Genomic DNA, 18,385 nt, shown 5'->3' on the forward strand with positions numbered 1-18,385 from the left:
TTCCAATCGAAGATGCCAAATTCGTCCAGGAGCGATAGAAACTGAATTAATGGCATAGTGCCACACACCCTAACCCGAAAAGCTTTCGAAATGGCCGCGCAAAGCGCGGATGAGCGCCATCCTGCTGGCCAAGAGCCGTTCGTCTTCACTCATGGATCGGACCTCCGCACATGGCCCTCATCAGCGCACCCATCTTGATCGGTAGCCTGGTGATCGCAGTGATGCTCGATACCCTGACCGCCGGCCTCATCGACTTAATATGCTCGACCTTGGTCCGTCAGTGTTGGCCGATGAAGCTGTCGAGCACCGGACGCAAGGCACCGGCTAACGCCTGACGCAATATCGCCATAGTTGACTATATCCGTTACTCCGGCACGCTACTGGCATCGGAGCCATCGCCCATCTAGTGATTCCATTTCGCACCGGAAAGCCGCTCTACTTGCTCATGTCGTTGCTTCTAGATGCTCAAGCATATCCAATCAAACGACTAAACCTGTCAGAGGTTGGGCCATTACAAACATGCTGGAGATAGCTCAAGCGACCCAAGCCAAGCGGTGCAGCAACCAGCCAGGCCTCGCAACTTAACCTGCAAACAGTCGATCAACTGATCGGGCGAAGGGAGAGCGCTGGTGCTCAGAGGCTCAAGAACCCCACTGAAGCCTGGTACTTCAGAAGGCATTTTGATGGGCAATCAAATCCGCATCGGCGCCATTGCTCTCACTCACCAAACGGGACAGCAGGCTACAAAGAAATAAAGAAATAAAGAAACGCATCGACAAATATGTCTCATAAAGTCAAATATGACCAGTTAATCAACCTAACAAAAATATGAATATCTTTATAAATCATCATATTAGATAAATATCACGCTTAGGCACATCGCTTGCAATGGAGTTTGCTGACATTCACCCACAGGAATTGACCGATGGCATTGCTTTACTATCAAAACCTTGAGCGCCACCGTCCCGACATTCTCATGAGTCGGGCTTTTTATGGCCTCAAGGACTTCAGCGACTTTCTTCAGCAAACCGAAAAGCACCTCAACAGCGACCACGCCGTTAAGCGGCTGGCCTGGGCAGCCGCTTCTCGACCTGAGGGCGATGAAGACAACGCATTGGGCGCTTGGATCAGTCTGGAGGCTCCCGAAGATCGGCCAGGCGAGCCGGAAGCGACCTTCCGTGCATTTCTAGACGAAGACGCTCGTGAGGTATACGAGCAAAGCGCACCAGAAGGCCGCCGCGTGGAATTCAGGTTTGGTCGCCAGCATTCAATCCGCATCCTTGATCGGGATCCCGCCGGCCAGCGCCTGCTGCTGGAACGGCAACCCACCGAGAGCCAGCTGTTGCTGCGCCCCAACACCAACATGCTCAAACGGCAGTTGGAAGCCATCGCCTGCCTGCAAGACACCCCCTCAGCTGAGCACCGGCCCTTGCTGCGCTTGCTGGAGGCCAACGACCACGCATGCTGGCCAGCGTTTGCCGCGCCACCACTGGCTGTCGACGCCTGGAAACTGTTGCTAGACCTTGAGCGCCCCGGCACCGACGAACAGCGTCGCTTCGTCGAGCAGGCCTTGCACACCACGGACTTCATGTTGTTGGAAGGCCCCCCGGGCTCCGGCAAAACCACCGCTATCTGCGAGCTGATCCTGCAAATGGCCGAACAAGGCAAGCGGGTACTGCTTTGTGCCTCGACCCACGTGGCCGTCGACAACGTCCTGGAAAAACTCATGGACGTCCGTAACGAGCATCGCGACCAGATCATTCCCATACGTATTGGCGATAAACGAAACGTCTCCGAAAAAGCCCGCGAATGGCAGTTGGAGAGCTTTCGTACAACCGAACGCAAGCGCCTGCAAGCGGCATTAAGCCGTCAGCGAGACTTGAGCCGGGCTCAACAAACATTGTTGAGCGCTTTGCGTCAGGACGAGCACGTCATAACACAACTGGTGCTCAGTACGGCCAACCTAACCTGCGGAACAACCACAGGCATCCTGCAGCATCCGGATCTGAAAAACCGGCGCAGCAACCACCCACCGTACGACATGCTGATTCTAGACGAGGCCTCCAAGACCACGTTCCAGGAATTTCTTGTCCCCGCAGTGCTAGCAAAACGCTGGATCATCGTCGGCGATCCGTTGCAGCTATCACCTTATGTCGATGAACAGGCCATGGCGGCAAACCTTGACGCTTGCCTGCCCCAGGCATGGCTGCGCAACGCCTGTGTCGATACGTTCATGGCCCGTACCCGGCGACGCACCTCAGTGATTGCCAGCCCCGACAAGAATGCTCGGCAGGCCTACAAGGCTCAAGCCGAGGCACTGGGGGTCAACCTTGCACAAGCTGAGGACGGCACTTCGCTGTGGGATGCCTCGATCGTACTGGGAGCCAGCGAAACCCTGAGCGCACGCCTGGATGAACTGCCTCTGGACACGACCACCGTACGGGGCGAAGCACCTGTAATACTTGAGCGTCGTGCAGCAGCAGCCCGCCAGCGGAACCGGCAACTGAGGACAGCGGAGCCCCTACCCGATTGGAGCACCGAGTTGGCGTGGCGTATCAATGCCCACTACGAGCAACGCCAGGGTAGCAACGAAGCCGGCTCCGAACAGACGCGCAAGTCCCAGCAGATCGAACAGTTGATGCCGGTCGAAGGAACGGGAGCAACGCTTGATCACGTTCAAAGGAACGTGGAACGGGTCCGTAAGGTTGCCCTGCCTTCTATCCTTGAATCCCTACAGGAAGGCTTTGGCCGTAACGCTTGGGAAAAGGCCGGCAACGCACTGAGTGATGGCCTGCCCTCCGACGTCATGGCTTCACGACACATACGGCTGAGTCATCAGCACCGTATGCACCCTGATATTGCTGCTTTCTCGCACCATCACATCTATAAAGGCCAAGCGCTGTTCACCCCTGAGCGGATGACGACAGACCGCACCTGGAGCTACGACAGGCAAGCGGCCTCCTGGCGCCATGTCAAGGCACGCTTCGATGCTCAGTCGAACAGCAACACGGCTGAAGTCGATGAAGTCATCGCAGAACTCAAGCGCTTCGAGCGTTGGGCCAGCAAAAACCGCAGGATGGACGGTCACCCCTGGGAGATCGCGGTGCTCACCTACTACCGCGGACAGGAACGTGCACTGCGTAAAGCCCTGCGTAGCTGGTCCGGAAATGGCTATGCCCAGCGCCACTTTAGCAAGGGCACGAAAGGCAACCCCTACATCACGCTGGATCTGTGTACGGTCGATCGCTTCCAAGGGCACGAAGCCGACCTGGTGCTGCTATCGCTGGTACGTAATCACATGACGGCATTTCTACAGAGTCCAAATCGCCTGAACGTTGCACTGACTAGGGCACGCTACTGCCGAATCATCGTGGGCGATCGCCATCGCCTGGGCAAATACAAGGACAGCCTGCTCAGCAAGCTGGCGGATGAAAAGAACTGGGAGACATCGCTGTATGACAAGCACTAAAACCGAACGCGGCGATATCGTACTGACTCGCGAGATATCCATTTCCTGCTGGCACGTGCTAGGTGAGGTCGCCCGGGCTACCCAACGCCCGGAGTTGCTGCCGCTTCTGCAACGTGCCGGCATGAAGAGCCCCATCGACGCCCTAGACATCGCCATTCACCTTTTTTGCGAGCCCTCCCGCCAAACTGCGGCCCGGCGCCTGCTGGAGATCGCCTGCGGGTTGGGCCTACTGCAACTGCTGCCAGAGTTCAGCGGATCGGGAGCCAACCGTGGAGCCTACGGCCTGACCGAACTAGGCCGGGAAGCCTTGCAACGCGAGGAGGTGTTCGTGCCCGAATACGCCTGTTGGCGGCTGTGGGCCAGCGATGATCCTTTGCTGGAGTGCCCGGTGCTGCTGATCGAACCGATCAAGGAGCCTCGTGCCAAGCAGGAAGTCTATAAAAAAGAGCAACCCGTCCCGGAAAAAATCCCTTCCTGGCTGAACCAGGTCCTACGCAAGACCATCACGCCCCCTGGCAACAAGGAAGCGTTGCGCATCGAGCAGTTGGAGAAAAACCTGCAGCCTCAGGAAGTACAGGCGACGCTTATGGCCACCTGGGACGTCGACAACACCCGCTTGCAATTGCACGGTAAGCTCGATGAAACGCTCATCGACACGCCCTCCTGCACACCAAAAGTAACGGCACAGGCCGTCTGGCAAGGGTTGTTGCAGTCGGCGGGGCTGCACGAGGACTGGGACACTGAGACACTCGCATTAAAAAGGTCCTTCGACGCCAGCAACGCTGCTGAGCGCAATAGCCTGCGTGCCGACCTGCATGTGTCCACACCGCAGCTTCCGAAGTTGGGCCGTTTCGATGATCTGAGCATCGGTCGTGTGGCACTGACCCCGTGTTCGCCTGACGATGCACAACGCTGGGCACAATGGCGCCTGCTCGAACACATCAATCACTATGCCAGCACCGAACAGTTCGAAACCTGGACTACGCAGGCCCACGCCCCTTTCCAAACCTTCAAGCTGACCACACCACAGCGCAAAGAGCTCGCCGAACAGACCTGGCAACGGCGGGAAAACAGCCGCGCCACCACCACTTGGCACCTAGTTGCCGCTGAAGATTGGGGACTGTAATGACTACGAACACAACCAACCCCTGGGTGCGCACTCACACCGAGGTGCTCGACCAGCGTGCCTTGCCCATGCCAGCTGCCTGGCAAGCGACCCAAGTGAACCGCCTGCCAACACTGGAAGTCGGCCGTTCGATCCACATCTCCGGCAATCAGGGAGCCTTGCGCGACGAACTGATTACACTGCTGAACCAAGCAGTGGACATGGTAGTGGTCTGCAGTTTCCTGATTGCCGATCCGGCCTTTGAGGCAGCGCTGAAGGTCACTGCCGAGCGTGGCGTGCGGGTGTATGTGATGCTGGCTTCGGAGGCCCGTCTAGGCAGTGAACCGAATCAGGGCGAGTTCGACCAGAAGACGCACGCGCAACACAAGGCAATGCTCAAGACATTAGGCAAGTCCGTCCTTTTCCGCACGGCGGCACATTTCCATGCCAAGGTAGTCCTGGTCGACCCATATACCCGGCCAGCAGGCGTCCTGCTCACCGCCAACCTCACCCAGGAAGCCCTCACGCGCAACGAAGAGCTCGCTGTCCGCCTGAGCCCGACACAAGTCGAAGGCATCGCCGGTTACCTGCGTTGGGCCATGTGGCAAACCGCGGAACATGAACTGCTTGATGGTCACGACTTCAAGGCCGCCAAACTCGTCAGCAGCGTGCAGCACCCAACGCCCCAGGGTGAAATCTGCGCCACCACGATGAAGCATAGGGGCATCGCCAAACAGTTGCAGCAGGCCCTGAAGAACGCGTCATCCCACATCATCGTCAGCAGCTTTGGCTGGGACGTGCAGCATCCTGTGGTCCAGCAACTCTGCCAACGCGCCCGCGAGGGCCTCAAGGTGACGGTGCTGGCTCGAGTACGCACGGCGGCCATGCCGGCACTGTTGGCGCTGGCAGAGAGTGGTGCACAGGTTTACGGCTTCAAGTGGTTGCATGCCAAGGCGCTGTGGACCGATGCCGGAGACGCCATGGTGATGTCGGCGAATCTGGAGACGCACGGTCTGGACGATAGCTTCGAGCTGGGCGCGTTGCTGGATGTGCGGCAAGCTGAAGAACTCAAGGTACGCCTGGAGCACTGGCAAAATATTGCACCCTGGCACCTGTTGCCAGCCCCGACGCTGGGGGATCTGAGTGGCGAGGTGCAATTGTGGCGCAACGGCCAGTTGAATCGGGTGCAGGTACTGACTGAAGCTGAAGTCAACCTAGGCGAGGTGGTTGCCCAGTCCGCCCACCAGTTGGAGACACCCCGTCCGGGAGTCTCCAGCCCCTCGCAGAGCGATGATCCGGCCCACCAGTTGAAATGCTGCTGGACAGCAACAGCACCATACAGCCATCCAAAGGCGAGCCCTCAAATGCGTCCTGCGCAAGGCAACGAAAAACCCCAACCCTACTCCCCCAAAGTGCTTCGGGAACCTGACGGCCGCCTCACGATAGCCATTACCCAGCCGAGCGAGCTGAACGCTGCAGTACAGTTGCTCGGTGAAATGGGCGCCGCCGCGATCGTCATCGACAGGGGGCAACGCCCATGAGCGATACGCTGCTTTGCTGGCACGCGGAAAGAGCCGGCCTGGACGTACTGGAAGGAGCGCTCGGTAAACTTGCCGAGCACGGCATTCAGATCAGCCGAGTGATGTATCTGATCCAGGCGCAGAGCCATGCACGCATCCCACCCAGCATCAACGATGCGCGAGTGGAACCGATCAGGATCGATCTGGTCGATCCGACTCGGCATCAGCTCATCTATGAAGCGATCCAGGAGCAGGTACTACCCAGGCTGAACACCGTCGCTGGTCGCCTGCACCTGAACCTCTCGCCGGGTACTCCTGCCATGCACAGCGTCTGGCTGATCCTGCATGCCGGCGGGGTGTTTGCCCCTGGCACCCGCCTGTGGTCATCCCAGCCCGACCGGCTTGATCCCGTGCAATTTGAGGTCAGCACCTACCTCGCCGAGATTCGTCGGCAACAGCGGCTGGATCCGAAGGTGCCTTCCTACAATCCGGAAGCCCGCTCAGCAGCACGCCGCGAGGCAATGAACAGCCTGTTTCGCTACGCCCGGGTTACGGGTGCTCCGTTGCTGATACTGGGAGAGCGCGGTACCGGCAAGAGCCGTCTGGTGGAGACCCAGGTGGCCACGCTCAAGCAGCGACCGAACAAGGTGGTCACCCTTGCTTGCGGCGGCCTGGAGTCGACGCTGGCCGAAAGCCTGTTGTTTGGCCACGTCAAGGGGGCCTTCACGGGTGCAGCACAGGAGCGCAAGGGCCTTCTTGCGCAGGCGAATGGCGGCATTCTGTTTCTTGATGAAATCCAGGATCTACCACGGCCAGTACAGCGCCAGTTGGTGCGGGTGTTCCAGGATCGCCAGCGGCGCTACCGCCCCATCGGCAGTGACAAGGAGATTAGTGTCGACTTCGAACTGGTCTGCGCCTCGAACCTTCCCATGGGGCAACTGCGCGAACGCCTGGACGAGGACCTCTGTGATCGCTTGAGCCACCTTTGCGTGTCGCTACCAGCCTTGCGCGATTGCCGCGAGGATTTGCATGAAGACTGGCAACGGGTTTGGGGAGATTGCCGTGTAGATGCAGACCTTCCCGTAACAGCCCCCTGGTCAAATGCCCTAGCGAAAAGGTTGGCAGAGCACCCCCTGACCGGCAACCTGCGCGACCTGCAGCGTCTTGCGGCGCTGTGCATGGCCTGGTTCGAACCCGGCAACGAGGCCCATTGGCTGGACAAGGCTCTTCAGCAGTGGTCCGGTGCAGCCCATGACTCATCAACTGCCGAGCTTATAAGAATGGGCAGCCGCGAGGAGCAAACCAAGTATTTCCATGCTGAATTGGCACTACGAACCAAAGCAACTGAAGGGAGCTGGAAGGCTGCTGCCAAGGCGTTGGATTGCAGCGTAAAAACACTGCAACGCGACGCCGAGGGATACCGAGGCCTGCCAGAAGAACTAAAATACTAATTTAAGGGAATACACTGAAAGCCATACGAATCCATCTTGGTCTCTGTCAGAAATCGCCACTCGCGATTGCTCGCAAACCTGATGCAACTGGGGGCAAAATTGGGGGCATATTTGAACTTTTTCTGCCTGAAAATATTGTTCTAGAGCCTGGTCAAAATGTTTTTTGGTGACCCCGATAGCCTTTAGCGGAAAATCCACAAAACGCCACAAAACAACTCAATAACAAGCGGCTACAGCGGCAGTCAGCCCACTACCTCTTCAGCGCTCACGGGGTATAACTACATGTTCCTGTCAGCCTCCGATCCCTCTGACGTCAGATCCTTCTCCGGCCGTAAACGACGAGATGCGCATGTTCAACGCCGCAACGATGTGTCCGCCGCCGTCAGTCATGGGCGATCAATCGAAATCACCTGACACGCTCAAAGACGATGTGAACCTTCGTCCCATCGGGGCGCCGAAAGTTTTCCACCATCCGGTCGCCATCGACCTTCAGTTGCAGGTCATCCTGCGTACGCACGGCGCCCACCCAGTTTGGAAAAGTAGACCCTTCGACGGTGTTGCCCGTGAACTCGCCATTCTGGTTAACGGTATATCGTCCAAAGAAACCTATGCTACCCGCCATGGCCGCGCGATTTTCCTCATCGGTGCCTTCGCCGCGCACGTTGGAGCGAAACGCCGGCACGCGTGGATCAGTGAGCACTTCAACAAATGTCAATTCTGGTGTGAAAACGAGCCAGCCATGAGGATTGGGGCCATAAGCATTTGAGCGGTTGCCCTCTCGCTCAACCGTTGCGCTGACCACGCGCCACGTGCCGACCAACGAGTTTTCCGCGCCCGCGAAGGCCGTGGAGAAAACCGAAAAGGCAATGACCGCACCTACTCCCAGTACCTTGTTTTTTAGAGTCATCCGTATCACCTTCCATTAACCGTAAGGACGCGATGAAGAATAAAAACTTTCATGCCCTGGTCCAGATAAGTGCCGGGCGTAGGGGGACGTCTTTTCTTCGTCCTCGACAATGAGCAGACGCATCAAGTGACTCCTCGTGGAAACGGGGGCAACGTGGAGAGTCTAGACAGCGGAGGTGTCTGGAGGCTGACCGCTTGCTGACACTCCTGTCAGAAATCGTTTCGACCGCCGGCGCCTGGTCTCGATTGTTTGGATCGAATGCAGCCTCAGCGTGGGCATTTTGTAATGATCCGCTGCGGGAAACCGCGAGGAAGACCCGCATAGCACCCCAGCCCATGCCTCACCCGGTACAAAAATCAACGGTGAGACTGCGACGATGGCACCGCCGTAGCAATCCCGCGCCCCACAGGCTTTCCTGCATAAACGTCCGTCGGAACACCCTCCGCGGACTGGAAATGAACATCGGCTTTTCCGGTGTTCGTATACTGGCCTAAAACCGCTGCGCCACCACGTCCCAAGGTCGCGTTGCCACCCATCCCAGCAGCAAGGTCGCGAAAACGATGACTCCGTACCCCTCACTGACGTCCTTCGCCCCCTGCGAACTCGGCACCCTGCTGCGGAGCCTGCAGCCCATTGCGCCGCTGCTCGATACGCTCTTGGACACGGTGTTTTTCATCAAGGACGACCACGCCCGCTACGCATTCGTCAACCAGACCCTGGCTCGACGTTGCGGCTTCAAGCAAGGTGACGACCTGTTGGGCCTTACCGCCGAGCACGTGTTCCCGGAGCGTTTCGGGCCGTTGTACACCGAGCAGGATCGGCGCGTGCTGGCCAGCGGGCGGGTACTGGCCGACCAGCTCGAATTGCATTTGTATTATGGCAATCAGCCGGTGTGGTGCCTGACGCACAAGCTCGCGTTGCGCGATGCCGAGGGCAGGATCGTCGGCCTGGCCGGAATTTCCCGTGATTTGCAATCGCCGCAATCGAGCCATCCGGCGTTCCAGAAACTGGCGGCGGTGGACGCGCATATCAAGCAGCACTTCGCCCGCCCTATCAGTCTGGCGGAACTCACCGCCATCGCCGGCCTGTCGGTTGCGCAGCTGGAGCGACACTGCAAGCGCATCTTCCAGCTCACGCCCCGCCAGATGATTCACAAGGCCCGCCTGGAGGAAGCCTCGCGATTGTTACTGGAGCAGGATTTGCCCATCACCGAAATTGCCCTGCGCTGCGGCTACACCGATCACAGTGCGTTCAGCCGTCAATTCCGTGCGCTGACGAGCCTTTCTCCCAGCCAGTACCGAGAGAACCAGCGCTGACGTTGTTCCTTTACAGGGCAGCCCCCACCCCATTGCTCCCATCTGTAACACCTGCCTTCGACCCTTGTCCGCAAGCAGCAGGGGCGCAGTTAAAACAATCGCCTAGTAATCAAAGCCTTACCAAAAGCTGAACCTGCAATACAAAACAGGCACGTCGATTGCTTATCTAATATCGTATACGAAATCCTCAATACGATATCTCACCGCACTCATTCGACAGCGAGGCCTTTATGAAAAACCGTGCATTAGCCGCAGCCCTCAGCGTTGTCCTCCTTCCCCTGATTGCCCTTCCCGCCCACGCCGACAAGCTCGACGACATCATCGGCTCGGGCAAGCTGCGTTGCGCCGTGACACTGGATTTCCCACCGATGGGCTTTCGCGATAAAAGCAACGAACCGGCGGGATTCGACGTGGATTATTGCAACGATCTGGCAAAAGTCCTTGGCGTAGACGCCGAAGTCGTGGAGACGCCATTTTCCGACCGCATCCCCGCACTGCTATCAGGTCGCGCCGACGTCATCGTCGCCTCCACTTCCGACACCCTGGAGCGAGCCAAGACCGTCGGCCTGACCGTGCCCTACTTCGCCTTCCAAATGGTGGTGCTGACCCGCGAAGACACCGGTATCAACAGCTACACCGACCTCAAGGGCAAAAAACTCGGTAATACCAGCAGCACTTATGAAGCCATCGCCCTGGAAAAGGACCAGAAGAATTGGGGCAGCGGCAGTTTCCGCGCCTACCAATCGCAGAACGACACACTGCTGGCCGTCGCCCAGGGGCATATCGACGCCACCGTGGTAACCAACACCGTAGCCGCCGCGACCATCAAGTCGGGCAAGTACAAGGGTCTGAAAATCGCCGGTGATGCGCCTTACGTCATCGACTACGTGTCCCTCGGCGCCAAGCGCAGCGAGTACGGCTTGCTCAACTACCTCAACCTGTTCATCAACCAGCAAGTGCGCACGGGCCGCTACAACGAGCTGTTCGTCAAATGGGTCGGCAAGGAGATCCCGCCGGCCAACCTGACCGTGCCCCAGGTCTATTACTGAGGATCGCGGCATGCCAAGCACGCCTGTTCGCCTGTACGGCCGCAGCCTGGTGGAGGGTGCCGCCCAGGGCACCCTGTTGTTCGCCGATGTCGGCTTGAGTTTCTGGGGCGGGGTCGATCCGGTCACCGGTGAGGTCATCGACCGGCATCATCCCCTCAGTGGTGAACACCTGGCCGGCCGCGTTCTGGCAATTCCCAGCGGGCGCGGCTCCTGCACCGGCAGCAGCGTGTTGATGGAGCTCATCAGCAATGGCCATGCGCCGGCCGCCCTGATACTGGCCGAAGTGGATGAGATCCTGGCCCTGGGCGTGCTCGTGGCCGAGGTGATCTTCCAGCGCTCGCTGCCGGTGTTGTGCATTGGCCGCGAGGCGTTCGAGGGTTTACGGGGTCAAGGGTTCGGGCGCGTCGAGGGCAACTGCCTGACGTTGTCCGGCCGCCGGCCCAACGATCAATGGCACGGAACGGGGACGGCCCCGCAGCCGTCCATGCCGTCCAGCGTCCAGTTGAGCGAGCGCGATCGAGCGATGCTCGACGGCACGCACGGCAAGGCAACCCAAGTGGCAATGCAAATAGTCCTGCGCATGGCCGAGATCCAGGACGCCGATGAACTGCTGGACATCACCCAGGCGCACATCGACGGTTGCATCTACACCGGCCCCGCCAGCCTGCGTTTTGCCGAACAATGGGTGCAGTGGGGGGCAAAGGTGAGCGTGCCCACGACGCTCAATTCGATTTCCGTCGACCAGCGCCGCTGGCGCGAGTTGGGCGTCGACCCGGCACTGGGCGAACCGGCCAGCGCGTTGGGCGACGCGTACATGGCCATGGGTGCGCAATTGAGCTTTTCCTGTGCGCCCTACCTGCTCGACACCGCGCCCACGGCCGGCGAGCAAATCGTCTGGGCGGAGTCCAATGCGGTGGTCTACGCCAACAGCGTGCTTGGCGCCCGCACACAGAAATACCCGGACTTCCTCGATATCTGCATCGCGCTGTGCGGTCGCGCACCGTTGGCCGGTTGTCACCTCGATGGGCCGCGCAAGGCTGGGATGATCGTCGAAGTCCCCAGCCTCGGCTCGGTGGACGACAGCTTCTATCCGCTGTTGGGCTATCACATCGGCAGCCTGACCGGGCGACGCGTCCCACTGATACACGGCCTGGAAAATGCCGCGCCGACCTTGGATGACCTGAAGGCTTTCGGTGCCGCGTTCGCGACCACCAGCGCCGCGCCGCTGTTCCACATCGCCGGCGTGACGCCGGAGGCCATGGATGCGGCCAAGGTGCTGGACCGCGACGCCGTGCTGCCCATGGAAACCGTCAACACGACGGGGCTGCTCGCCAGTTGGCGCGAGCTCAACAGCGCCCGGCACCGTCACGTGGATGTGGTTTCCCTGGGCAACCCGCATTTCTCCCTCAGCGAATTTGCCGCCTTGTCACGCCTGTGCACGGGGCGCACCAAACACGCTGAAGTGGTGCTGGCAATCACCTGCGGCCGGGCCGTGCTGGAACAGGCGCGCCAGGCCGGCTACCTGGACGCGATCCAGGCCTTCGGCGCAACGCTGGTCACCGACACCTGCTGGTGCATGCTGGGCGAGCCGGTAATCCCGCCAGCCGCAACGACGCTGATGACCAACTCCGGCAAATACGCGCACTACGCGCCGGGCCTGGTGGGTCGCGGCGTGCATTTTGCCAGCCTTGCCGATTGCGTCGAGGCCGCCTGCACCGCCACCGCCAGCGATCATCCTCCGCAATGGTTGCGGCCCTGCGCACCCGAGGAGATCCCGAGCGATGTTTGACTACAGCTTCCAATGGCGCCCGGCCTTGCGCGCCCTGCCCGACATGCTGGCCGGCGCCTGGGTGACCTTCGAAACCGCGGCGCTGTCGATGATTTTCGGCGTGCTGATCGCCCTGGTCCTGACGGTGATGCGCCAGGCCCGCCATCCGCTGCTGCGCGGTGTCGGCAACGGCTGGGTGTCGATCGCCCGCAACACGCCGTCGTTGTTCCAGATCTACATCCTCTACTTCGGCCTCGGCTCCCTCGGGTTGCACGTCAGTTCCTGGTTTGCCCTGTTGGCCGGTATCACCTTCAACAATGCGGGCTACCTGGCGGAGAACTTTCGCGGCGGCCTCAAGGCGGTGCCGGACACGCAGATGCGCGCCGCTCGCTCCCTGGGCATGAGCGCATTCCAGGCCTACCGGATGATCATCGTCCCGCAGCTGCTGCGTATCGTCTTCTACCCATTGACCAACCAAATGGTCTGGGCGGTACTGATGACGTCCCTGGGCGTGGTGGTCGGCCTGAACAACGACCTCACCGGGGTGACCCAGGAATACAACGTCAAGACGTTCCGCACCTTCGAATACTTCGCCCTCGCGGCGGTGCTGTATTACCTGATCGCCAAGCTGATTGTCGGGCTGGCCCGGCTGTTGTCCTGGCGGCTGTTTCGTTATTGAGGGCGGGTCATGTTTTCTACAAGCCTTACCGTTAACGACGTGTTGTATCTACTCGAAGGTGCCTGGGTCACCGTGCAATTGACCGCCTGGTCGATTTTGCTGGGCACGCTGGCCGGCTTGCTCTTCGGCCTGCTGCGGGCGCTGCTGCCCCGGGCTAGCCTGCCATTGGCCTGGGTGCTCGACGCGTTTCGCAGCGTACCGCTGCTGATCCAGTTCGTGCTGTTCAATTCCCTGAAGAGCATCGTCGGCCTGCAACTCAGCGCCTTTGCCGTCGGTTGCATCGTGCTCGGGGTCTACGCCGCCGCGTATTTCACCGAAATCGTCCGAGGTGGCGTCCTCGCAGTGCCGTTGAGTACCCGACGAGCCAGCCGATCCCTGGGGCTGACGTACTTGCAGGACCTGCGCTTCATCGTCCTGCCGATCGCCACGCGGGTGGCGTTTCCGGGTTGGCTGAACCTGGTGCTGGGGGTGATGAAAGACACCGCGCTGGTGATGTGGATTGGCATTGTCGAGCTGCTGCGGGCATCGCAAACCATCGTCACGCGCATTCAGGAACCCCTGCTGGTGCTGTGCATCGCGGGCCTCATCTATTACGTCATGAGCCTGGTGGTCGCCCGCCTCGGCGCTCGCCTGGAAAGAAGGTGGCAGGAAAATGATTGAGATCGAAAACGTGCACAAGTCCTTCGGCCACCTCGAAGTGGTCAAGGGCGTCAGCCTCACCGTGGACAAGGGCGAAGTCGTGTCGATCATCGGTGGCTCCGGCTCCGGCAAATCGACCTTGCTGATGTGCATCAACGGCCTGGAGCCGATCCAGAAAGGCCGCATTCGCGTGGACGGCGTCGAGGTCCATGACAGCGCCACCGACCTCAACCGGCTGCGGCAAAAGATCGGCATCGTCTTCCAGCAGTGGAATGCCTTTCCCCACCTGACCGTGCTGGAAAATGTGATGCTCGCTCCGCGCAAGGTGCTGGGCAAGAGCAAGCAGGATGCCGAGGCGCTGGCGGTCAGGCAGCTTGAGCACGTGGGCCTGGGGGACAAGCTCAAGGCCTTTCCGGGCAAGCTCTCCGGCGGCCAGCAGCAGCGCATGGCAATCGCCCGCGCCCTGGCGATGTCGCCGGACTACATGCTGTTCGACGAAGCCACCTCGGCCCTCGATCCGCAACTGGTCGGCGAGGTGCTGGACACCATGCGCATGCTCGCCGAAGACGGCATGACCATGGTGCTGGTGACCCACGAGATCCGCTTCGCCCGGGACGTGTCCGACCGGGTGGCGTTCTTCTGCAATGGCCGGGTCCATGAGATCGGGCCGCCGGACCAGGTGATCGGCAACCCGGTGCAGCCGGAGACGGCGGCGTTTCTCAAGTCGGTCAAATAGCGATTAGGCCCGACCAGAAAACACAAGGATCTGACCCATGCGCTCATCCAGAATCATCCACATAGTCAGTTGCCACGCCGAAGGCGAAGTCGGCGATGTCATCGTCGGCGGCGTCGCGCCGCCACCCGGCGCCTCGGTATGGGAACAGTCGCGCTGGATCGCCCAGGACCAGACCCTGCGCAACTTCGTCCTCAACGAGCCCCGTGGCGGGGTGTTCCGCCATGTCAACCTGCTGGTGCCGGCCAAGGACCCGCAGGCGCAGATGGCCTGGATCATCATGGAACCGGCCGATACGCCGCCCATGTCCGGTTCCAATTCGCTATGCGTCGCCACCGTGCTACTGGACAGCGGCATCCTGCCGATGACCGAACCCCAGACGCGCTTGATATTGGAGGCACCGGGCGGATTGATCGAGGCGGTGGCCGACTGCCGGGAGGGCAAGGTGCAGCGGGTCGAAATCAAGAACGTCCCCTCCTTCGCTGACCGCCTCGATGCGTGGATCGAAGTCCAAGGCCTGGGGTCGTTGCAAGTGGACACTGCCTACGGTGGCGACAGCTTCGTCATCGTTGATGCCGAGCGCCTGGGCTTCGCCATTCGCCCGGACGAAGCGGCCGAGCTGGTGGCCGTGGGGCTGAAAATCACCGCGGCCGCCAACGAGCAACTGGGCTTCGTACATCCATTGAATCCCGACTGGTCGCACATCTCGTTCTGCCAGGTCGCAGCGCCCATCGTCCGGGAAAACGGCATCGCTACCGGCGCCAACGCCGTCGTCATCCAACCCGGCAAGATCGACCGCTCGCCCACCGGCACCGGCTGCTCGGCACGCATGGCGGTGCTGCACGCCAAGGGTTTGATGCAGGTCGGCGAGCGGTTTATTGGCCGCTCGATCATCGGCTCCGAGTTCCACTGCCGCATCGACTCACTGGCCGAGGTGGCCGGACGCCCGGCGATTTATCCGTGCATCGCCGGACGTGCGTGGATCACCGGGACCCACCAATTGCTGCTCGACCCGGCCGATCCGTGGCCACAGGGCTACCGGCTCTCGGATACCTGGCCGGGCGCATGATTTCGAGATTCACCCAAAACCCTTGTGGCGAGAAAGCAAGTTCCCTCGCCATAAAAGCACTCTCAAAAACGGAGACAACCCATGAGCAAACGCATCAACTGGAGCGGCGTATTCCCCGCAGTCACCACCCAATTCAACGACGACTTTTCCATCAACCTGGAAAAAACCCACCAAGTGATTTCCAACGTCATTCGCGACGGCGTTTCCGGTCTGGTGGTCTGCGGGTCGGTGGGGGAAAACACCTCCCTGAGCGCCGAGGAAAAAATCGCCGTGACCGAAGTGGCAGTGGACGCTTCCCGCGGCCGCGTGCCGGTGATCTGCGGGGTCGCCGAGTTCACCAGCGTGCAGGCCGCCAAGGTTGCCAACGCAGTGCGCAAGGTCGGTGTCGACGGGGTAATGCTGATGCCGGCGCTGGTCTACGGCTCCAAGCCGTTCGAGACCGCAGAGCATTTTCGCTACGTCGCCCGGCATGCGGACGTGCCGCTGATGGTCTACAACAACCCGCCCATCTACAAGAACGACGTCACCCCGGACATCCTCATTTCGCTGGCCGATTGCGACAACGTGGTGTGCTTCAAGGATTCATCCGGCGACACCCGGCGCTTCATCGATGTGCGCAACGAAGTCGGCGATCGCTTCGTGCTGTTCGCCGGTCTTGACGATGTGGTGCTCGAAAGTCTCGCCGTGGGCGCCGAAGGTTGGGTATCTGGCATGTCCAACGTGTTCCCGAAGGAAGGTGAAACCATCTTCCGCCTGGCCCGCGCCGGACGCTTCGCCGAAGCCATGCCGATCTACGAATGGCTGATGCCGATCCTGCACCTCGACGCCCGCGCCGACCTGGTGCAATGCATCAAGCTATGCGAAGCCATCGCCGGGCGAGGCAGCGCCCTCACTCGCCCACCGCGCCTGGCCCTGCCGGAAGACGACCGGGCGTATGTGGAACAGATCATGGCCAAGGCGATGGCCAATCGGCCGCAGTTGCCGGACGTGGGGCTATAAATACCGACATGAAACTTGATGATTGAATCACAGGCCTGTGGGAGCGGGCCTGCTCGCGAAGGCGGCGTGTCAGGCAACCTGTTCATATCGGGCAAGCCGCTTTCGCGCGCAAGCCCGCTCTCACGAAGGATCCACGCTCCGCAACGGGACCAACCGACCAGCAGCACGGCGCCATCGCCAGTCTTTGCTACGCTTTTCCCGGCGCAATAACGCACGGGAGGCATCCGATGAATTACTTCCTGGCTCAGGCCCTCAACAACCGATGGGCCAACCACAGGCTGCTGGACGCCTGCGCGCAGCTCAATACTGCGGAGTACGAAGCCTACCGCACCAGCTTTTTTCCCTCCATCCAAGCCACGCTGTGCCATATCCTCGAAGTCGACCGTTATTACCTGACCGCCCTCGAAGGCGACGTAGCGGGCCAGGAACGAGATTTCTCCGAGATGCTGGCGTTCACCCAACTCAGGGAAAGCCAGGACCGGACCGACCGGCAACTGGCGGCATTCTGCGAAAACCTTACCCATGACGACCTGTCCCGCGCCATCGACCTGGTGCGTACCGACGGCAAGGTGCGCGAAAGGATCGACCGGTTGCTGCTGCACCTGTTCGAGCACCAGATCCATCACCGCGGCCAGGTCCACACCATGCTCAGCGCCACCCATGTGGATCCGCCACAGCTCGACGAGTTCTTCCTCGATTGCGACCGCAGGTTCCGCGACGCAGAGGAACAGCTGCTGCAACTGGACGAGCAGCGGGTCTGGCGCGATTACCAACCCGATTGAATCGACTGTCCCAAGGAGAGTTTGCCATGAACATGATTCTTCGCTGCTTCGGCGTGTCTTCGATGCTGGTAGCCACCGCGGCCCTTGCCCACCATGGCTGGAGCGAATACGACGCGAGCAAGCCACTGACGCTCGAAGGCACGATAAAGGAGTCGGGATATTCCCATCCCCACGGCACCGTGCGCCTGCAAACCACGGAAAAGACCTGGACCGTCGTGCTCGCTCCGCCTTCGCGCATGGAGAATCGGGGGCTGACCAAAGACATGTTCAAGGCCGGCAACCGGGCCACCGTGGTCGGCTACGCCAATAAAAACAAGCCTGACGAGCTACGCGCCGAACGCATCACCATCGACGACAAGACCACCGAGCTGCGCTGATGCCGGTCGCCGGCCCCGTCGCGCAAAGCTGGATCGATAGACTGGGCGACTCGTCCCTGGGCGTGGCGATGCGCAGCGACCTCTGGCTTTATCCGCTGGTGGAAGTGGTGCACATCGTCGGGTTTTCTGTCCTGGTCGGCGCGGTGGTGATATTCGACCTGCGCGTCCTCGGGCTGTCCAGGAACATCGCCGTGACCGCGCTGGCGCGCCATCTGCTGCGATGGGCCGTCGGGGCACTGCTGCTGATCGTGCCTGCCGGCTTGATGATGTTCAGCGCCCACCCTCACGATTTCGCCGGCAACAACGTGTTCATCCTCAAGCTGTGCCTGATCGCGGTGGCAGGTCTCAATGCCCTGCTGTTCCACGTGGGACCCTACCGTAACGTCGAGCGATGGAATATCGGCCGCACCGCGCCGGCCCTGGCCAGAATCCAGGCGCTGCTGTCCGTGGTGCTCTGGATCGCGGTGATTGGCTGCGGTCGCCTGCTGGCCTACACCTGAGGCACGCCCCCAAAAAAAAGCG

The 18,385-nt window shown here is 60.5% G+C and carries 17 protein-coding genes; 16 read left to right on the plus strand and 1 reads right to left on the minus strand.

Features of this window, described 5'->3' with window-relative positions:
• Positions 1–170: 170 nt before the first annotated feature.
• The 5 genes from VQ575_RS13610 (at position 171) to VQ575_RS13630 (ending at position 7,545) form a co-directional block, all read left to right on the plus strand.
• Positions 171–335, plus strand: coding sequence for a hypothetical protein (locus VQ575_RS13610; protein WP_325917666.1), 165 nt, complete (start codon positions 171–173; stop codon positions 333–335).
• A gap of 590 nt (positions 336–925) precedes the next feature.
• Positions 926–3,469, plus strand: coding sequence for an AAA domain-containing protein (locus VQ575_RS13615; protein WP_325917667.1), 2,544 nt, complete (start codon positions 926–928; stop codon positions 3,467–3,469).
• Positions 3,456–4,595, plus strand: a complete 1,140-nt coding sequence (locus tag VQ575_RS13620; protein ID WP_325917669.1) for a hypothetical protein — start codon at positions 3,456–3,458, stop codon at positions 4,593–4,595. The genes VQ575_RS13615 and VQ575_RS13620 overlap by 14 nt, the downstream gene beginning before the upstream one ends.
• Positions 4,595–6,115: a phospholipase D-like domain-containing protein gene (locus VQ575_RS13625; protein ID WP_325917671.1), complete on the plus strand. Its 1,521-nt coding sequence runs from the start codon at positions 4,595–4,597 to the stop codon at positions 6,113–6,115. Before VQ575_RS13620 ends, VQ575_RS13625 begins: the two co-directional genes overlap by 1 nt.
• Positions 6,112–7,545 carry a sigma-54-dependent transcriptional regulator gene (locus tag VQ575_RS13630; RefSeq protein WP_325917673.1) on the plus strand — a complete coding sequence of 478 codons (1,434 nt, stop codon included), beginning with the start codon at positions 6,112–6,114 and terminating at the stop codon, positions 7,543–7,545. Before VQ575_RS13625 ends, VQ575_RS13630 begins: the two co-directional genes overlap by 4 nt.
• 406 nt (positions 7,546–7,951) lie before the next feature.
• Here the strand turns inward: VQ575_RS13630 and VQ575_RS13635 are convergent, their stop codons facing one another.
• Positions 7,952–8,452: a lipocalin-like domain-containing protein gene (locus tag VQ575_RS13635; protein WP_039588723.1), complete on the minus strand. Its 501-nt coding sequence runs from the start codon at positions 8,450–8,452 to the stop codon at positions 7,952–7,954.
• A gap of 560 nt (positions 8,453–9,012) precedes the next feature.
• On the opposite strand from VQ575_RS13635, the gene VQ575_RS13640 reads away from it, so the two are divergent.
• The 11 genes from VQ575_RS13640 (at position 9,013) to VQ575_RS13690 (ending at position 18,363) form a co-directional block, all read left to right on the plus strand.
• Complete coding sequence (locus tag VQ575_RS13640; protein ID WP_039588724.1) at positions 9,013–9,768, plus strand: AraC family transcriptional regulator; 756 nt, start codon at positions 9,013–9,015, stop codon at positions 9,766–9,768.
• Positions 9,769–9,998: 230 nt separating this feature from the next.
• Positions 9,999–10,817, plus strand: a complete 819-nt coding sequence (locus VQ575_RS13645) for an ABC transporter substrate-binding protein (protein WP_039588725.1) — start codon at positions 9,999–10,001, stop codon at positions 10,815–10,817.
• A gap of 10 nt (positions 10,818–10,827) precedes the next feature.
• Complete coding sequence (gene lhpI / locus VQ575_RS13650) at positions 10,828–12,606, plus strand: cis-3-hydroxy-L-proline dehydratase (protein ID WP_325917674.1); 1,779 nt, start codon at positions 10,828–10,830, stop codon at positions 12,604–12,606.
• Entirely contained in the window at positions 12,599–13,264 is a 666-nt protein-coding gene (locus VQ575_RS13655; RefSeq protein WP_039588726.1) for an amino acid ABC transporter permease, read from the plus strand. Before lhpI ends, VQ575_RS13655 begins: the two co-directional genes overlap by 8 nt.
• 9 nt (positions 13,265–13,273) lie before the next feature.
• Positions 13,274–13,924, plus strand: coding sequence for an amino acid ABC transporter permease (locus VQ575_RS13660; RefSeq protein ID WP_039588727.1), 651 nt, complete (start codon positions 13,274–13,276; stop codon positions 13,922–13,924).
• Positions 13,917–14,639 carry an amino acid ABC transporter ATP-binding protein gene (locus VQ575_RS13665; protein ID WP_045155944.1) on the plus strand — a complete coding sequence of 241 codons (723 nt, stop codon included), beginning with the start codon at positions 13,917–13,919 and terminating at the stop codon, positions 14,637–14,639. Before VQ575_RS13660 ends, VQ575_RS13665 begins: the two co-directional genes overlap by 8 nt.
• 37 nt (positions 14,640–14,676) lie before the next feature.
• Positions 14,677–15,705, plus strand: a complete 1,029-nt coding sequence (locus tag VQ575_RS13670) for a trans-3-hydroxy-L-proline dehydratase (RefSeq protein ID WP_325917676.1) — start codon at positions 14,677–14,679, stop codon at positions 15,703–15,705.
• Between the two features lie 81 nt (positions 15,706–15,786).
• Positions 15,787–16,704, plus strand: a complete 918-nt coding sequence (locus VQ575_RS13675) for a dihydrodipicolinate synthase family protein (protein WP_039588730.1) — start codon at positions 15,787–15,789, stop codon at positions 16,702–16,704.
• Between the two features lie 227 nt (positions 16,705–16,931).
• Positions 16,932–17,486 (plus strand): DinB family protein, encoded by a 555-nt coding sequence (locus tag VQ575_RS13680; RefSeq protein WP_039588731.1) that lies wholly within the window; start codon positions 16,932–16,934, stop codon positions 17,484–17,486.
• A 26-nt stretch (positions 17,487–17,512) separates the two neighbouring features.
• Positions 17,513–17,863 carry a DUF6152 family protein gene (locus tag VQ575_RS13685; protein WP_325917678.1) on the plus strand — a complete coding sequence of 117 codons (351 nt, stop codon included), beginning with the start codon at positions 17,513–17,515 and terminating at the stop codon, positions 17,861–17,863.
• Complete coding sequence (locus tag VQ575_RS13690) at positions 17,863–18,363, plus strand: DUF6644 family protein (RefSeq protein WP_325917680.1); 501 nt, start codon at positions 17,863–17,865, stop codon at positions 18,361–18,363. The genes VQ575_RS13685 and VQ575_RS13690 overlap by 1 nt, the downstream gene beginning before the upstream one ends.
• Positions 18,364–18,385 lie beyond the last annotated feature (22 nt).

It is taken from the genome of Pseudomonas frederiksbergensis, from assembly GCF_035751725.1.
GTDB lineage: Bacteria > Pseudomonadota > Gammaproteobacteria > Pseudomonadales > Pseudomonadaceae > Aquipseudomonas > Aquipseudomonas frederiksbergensis_A.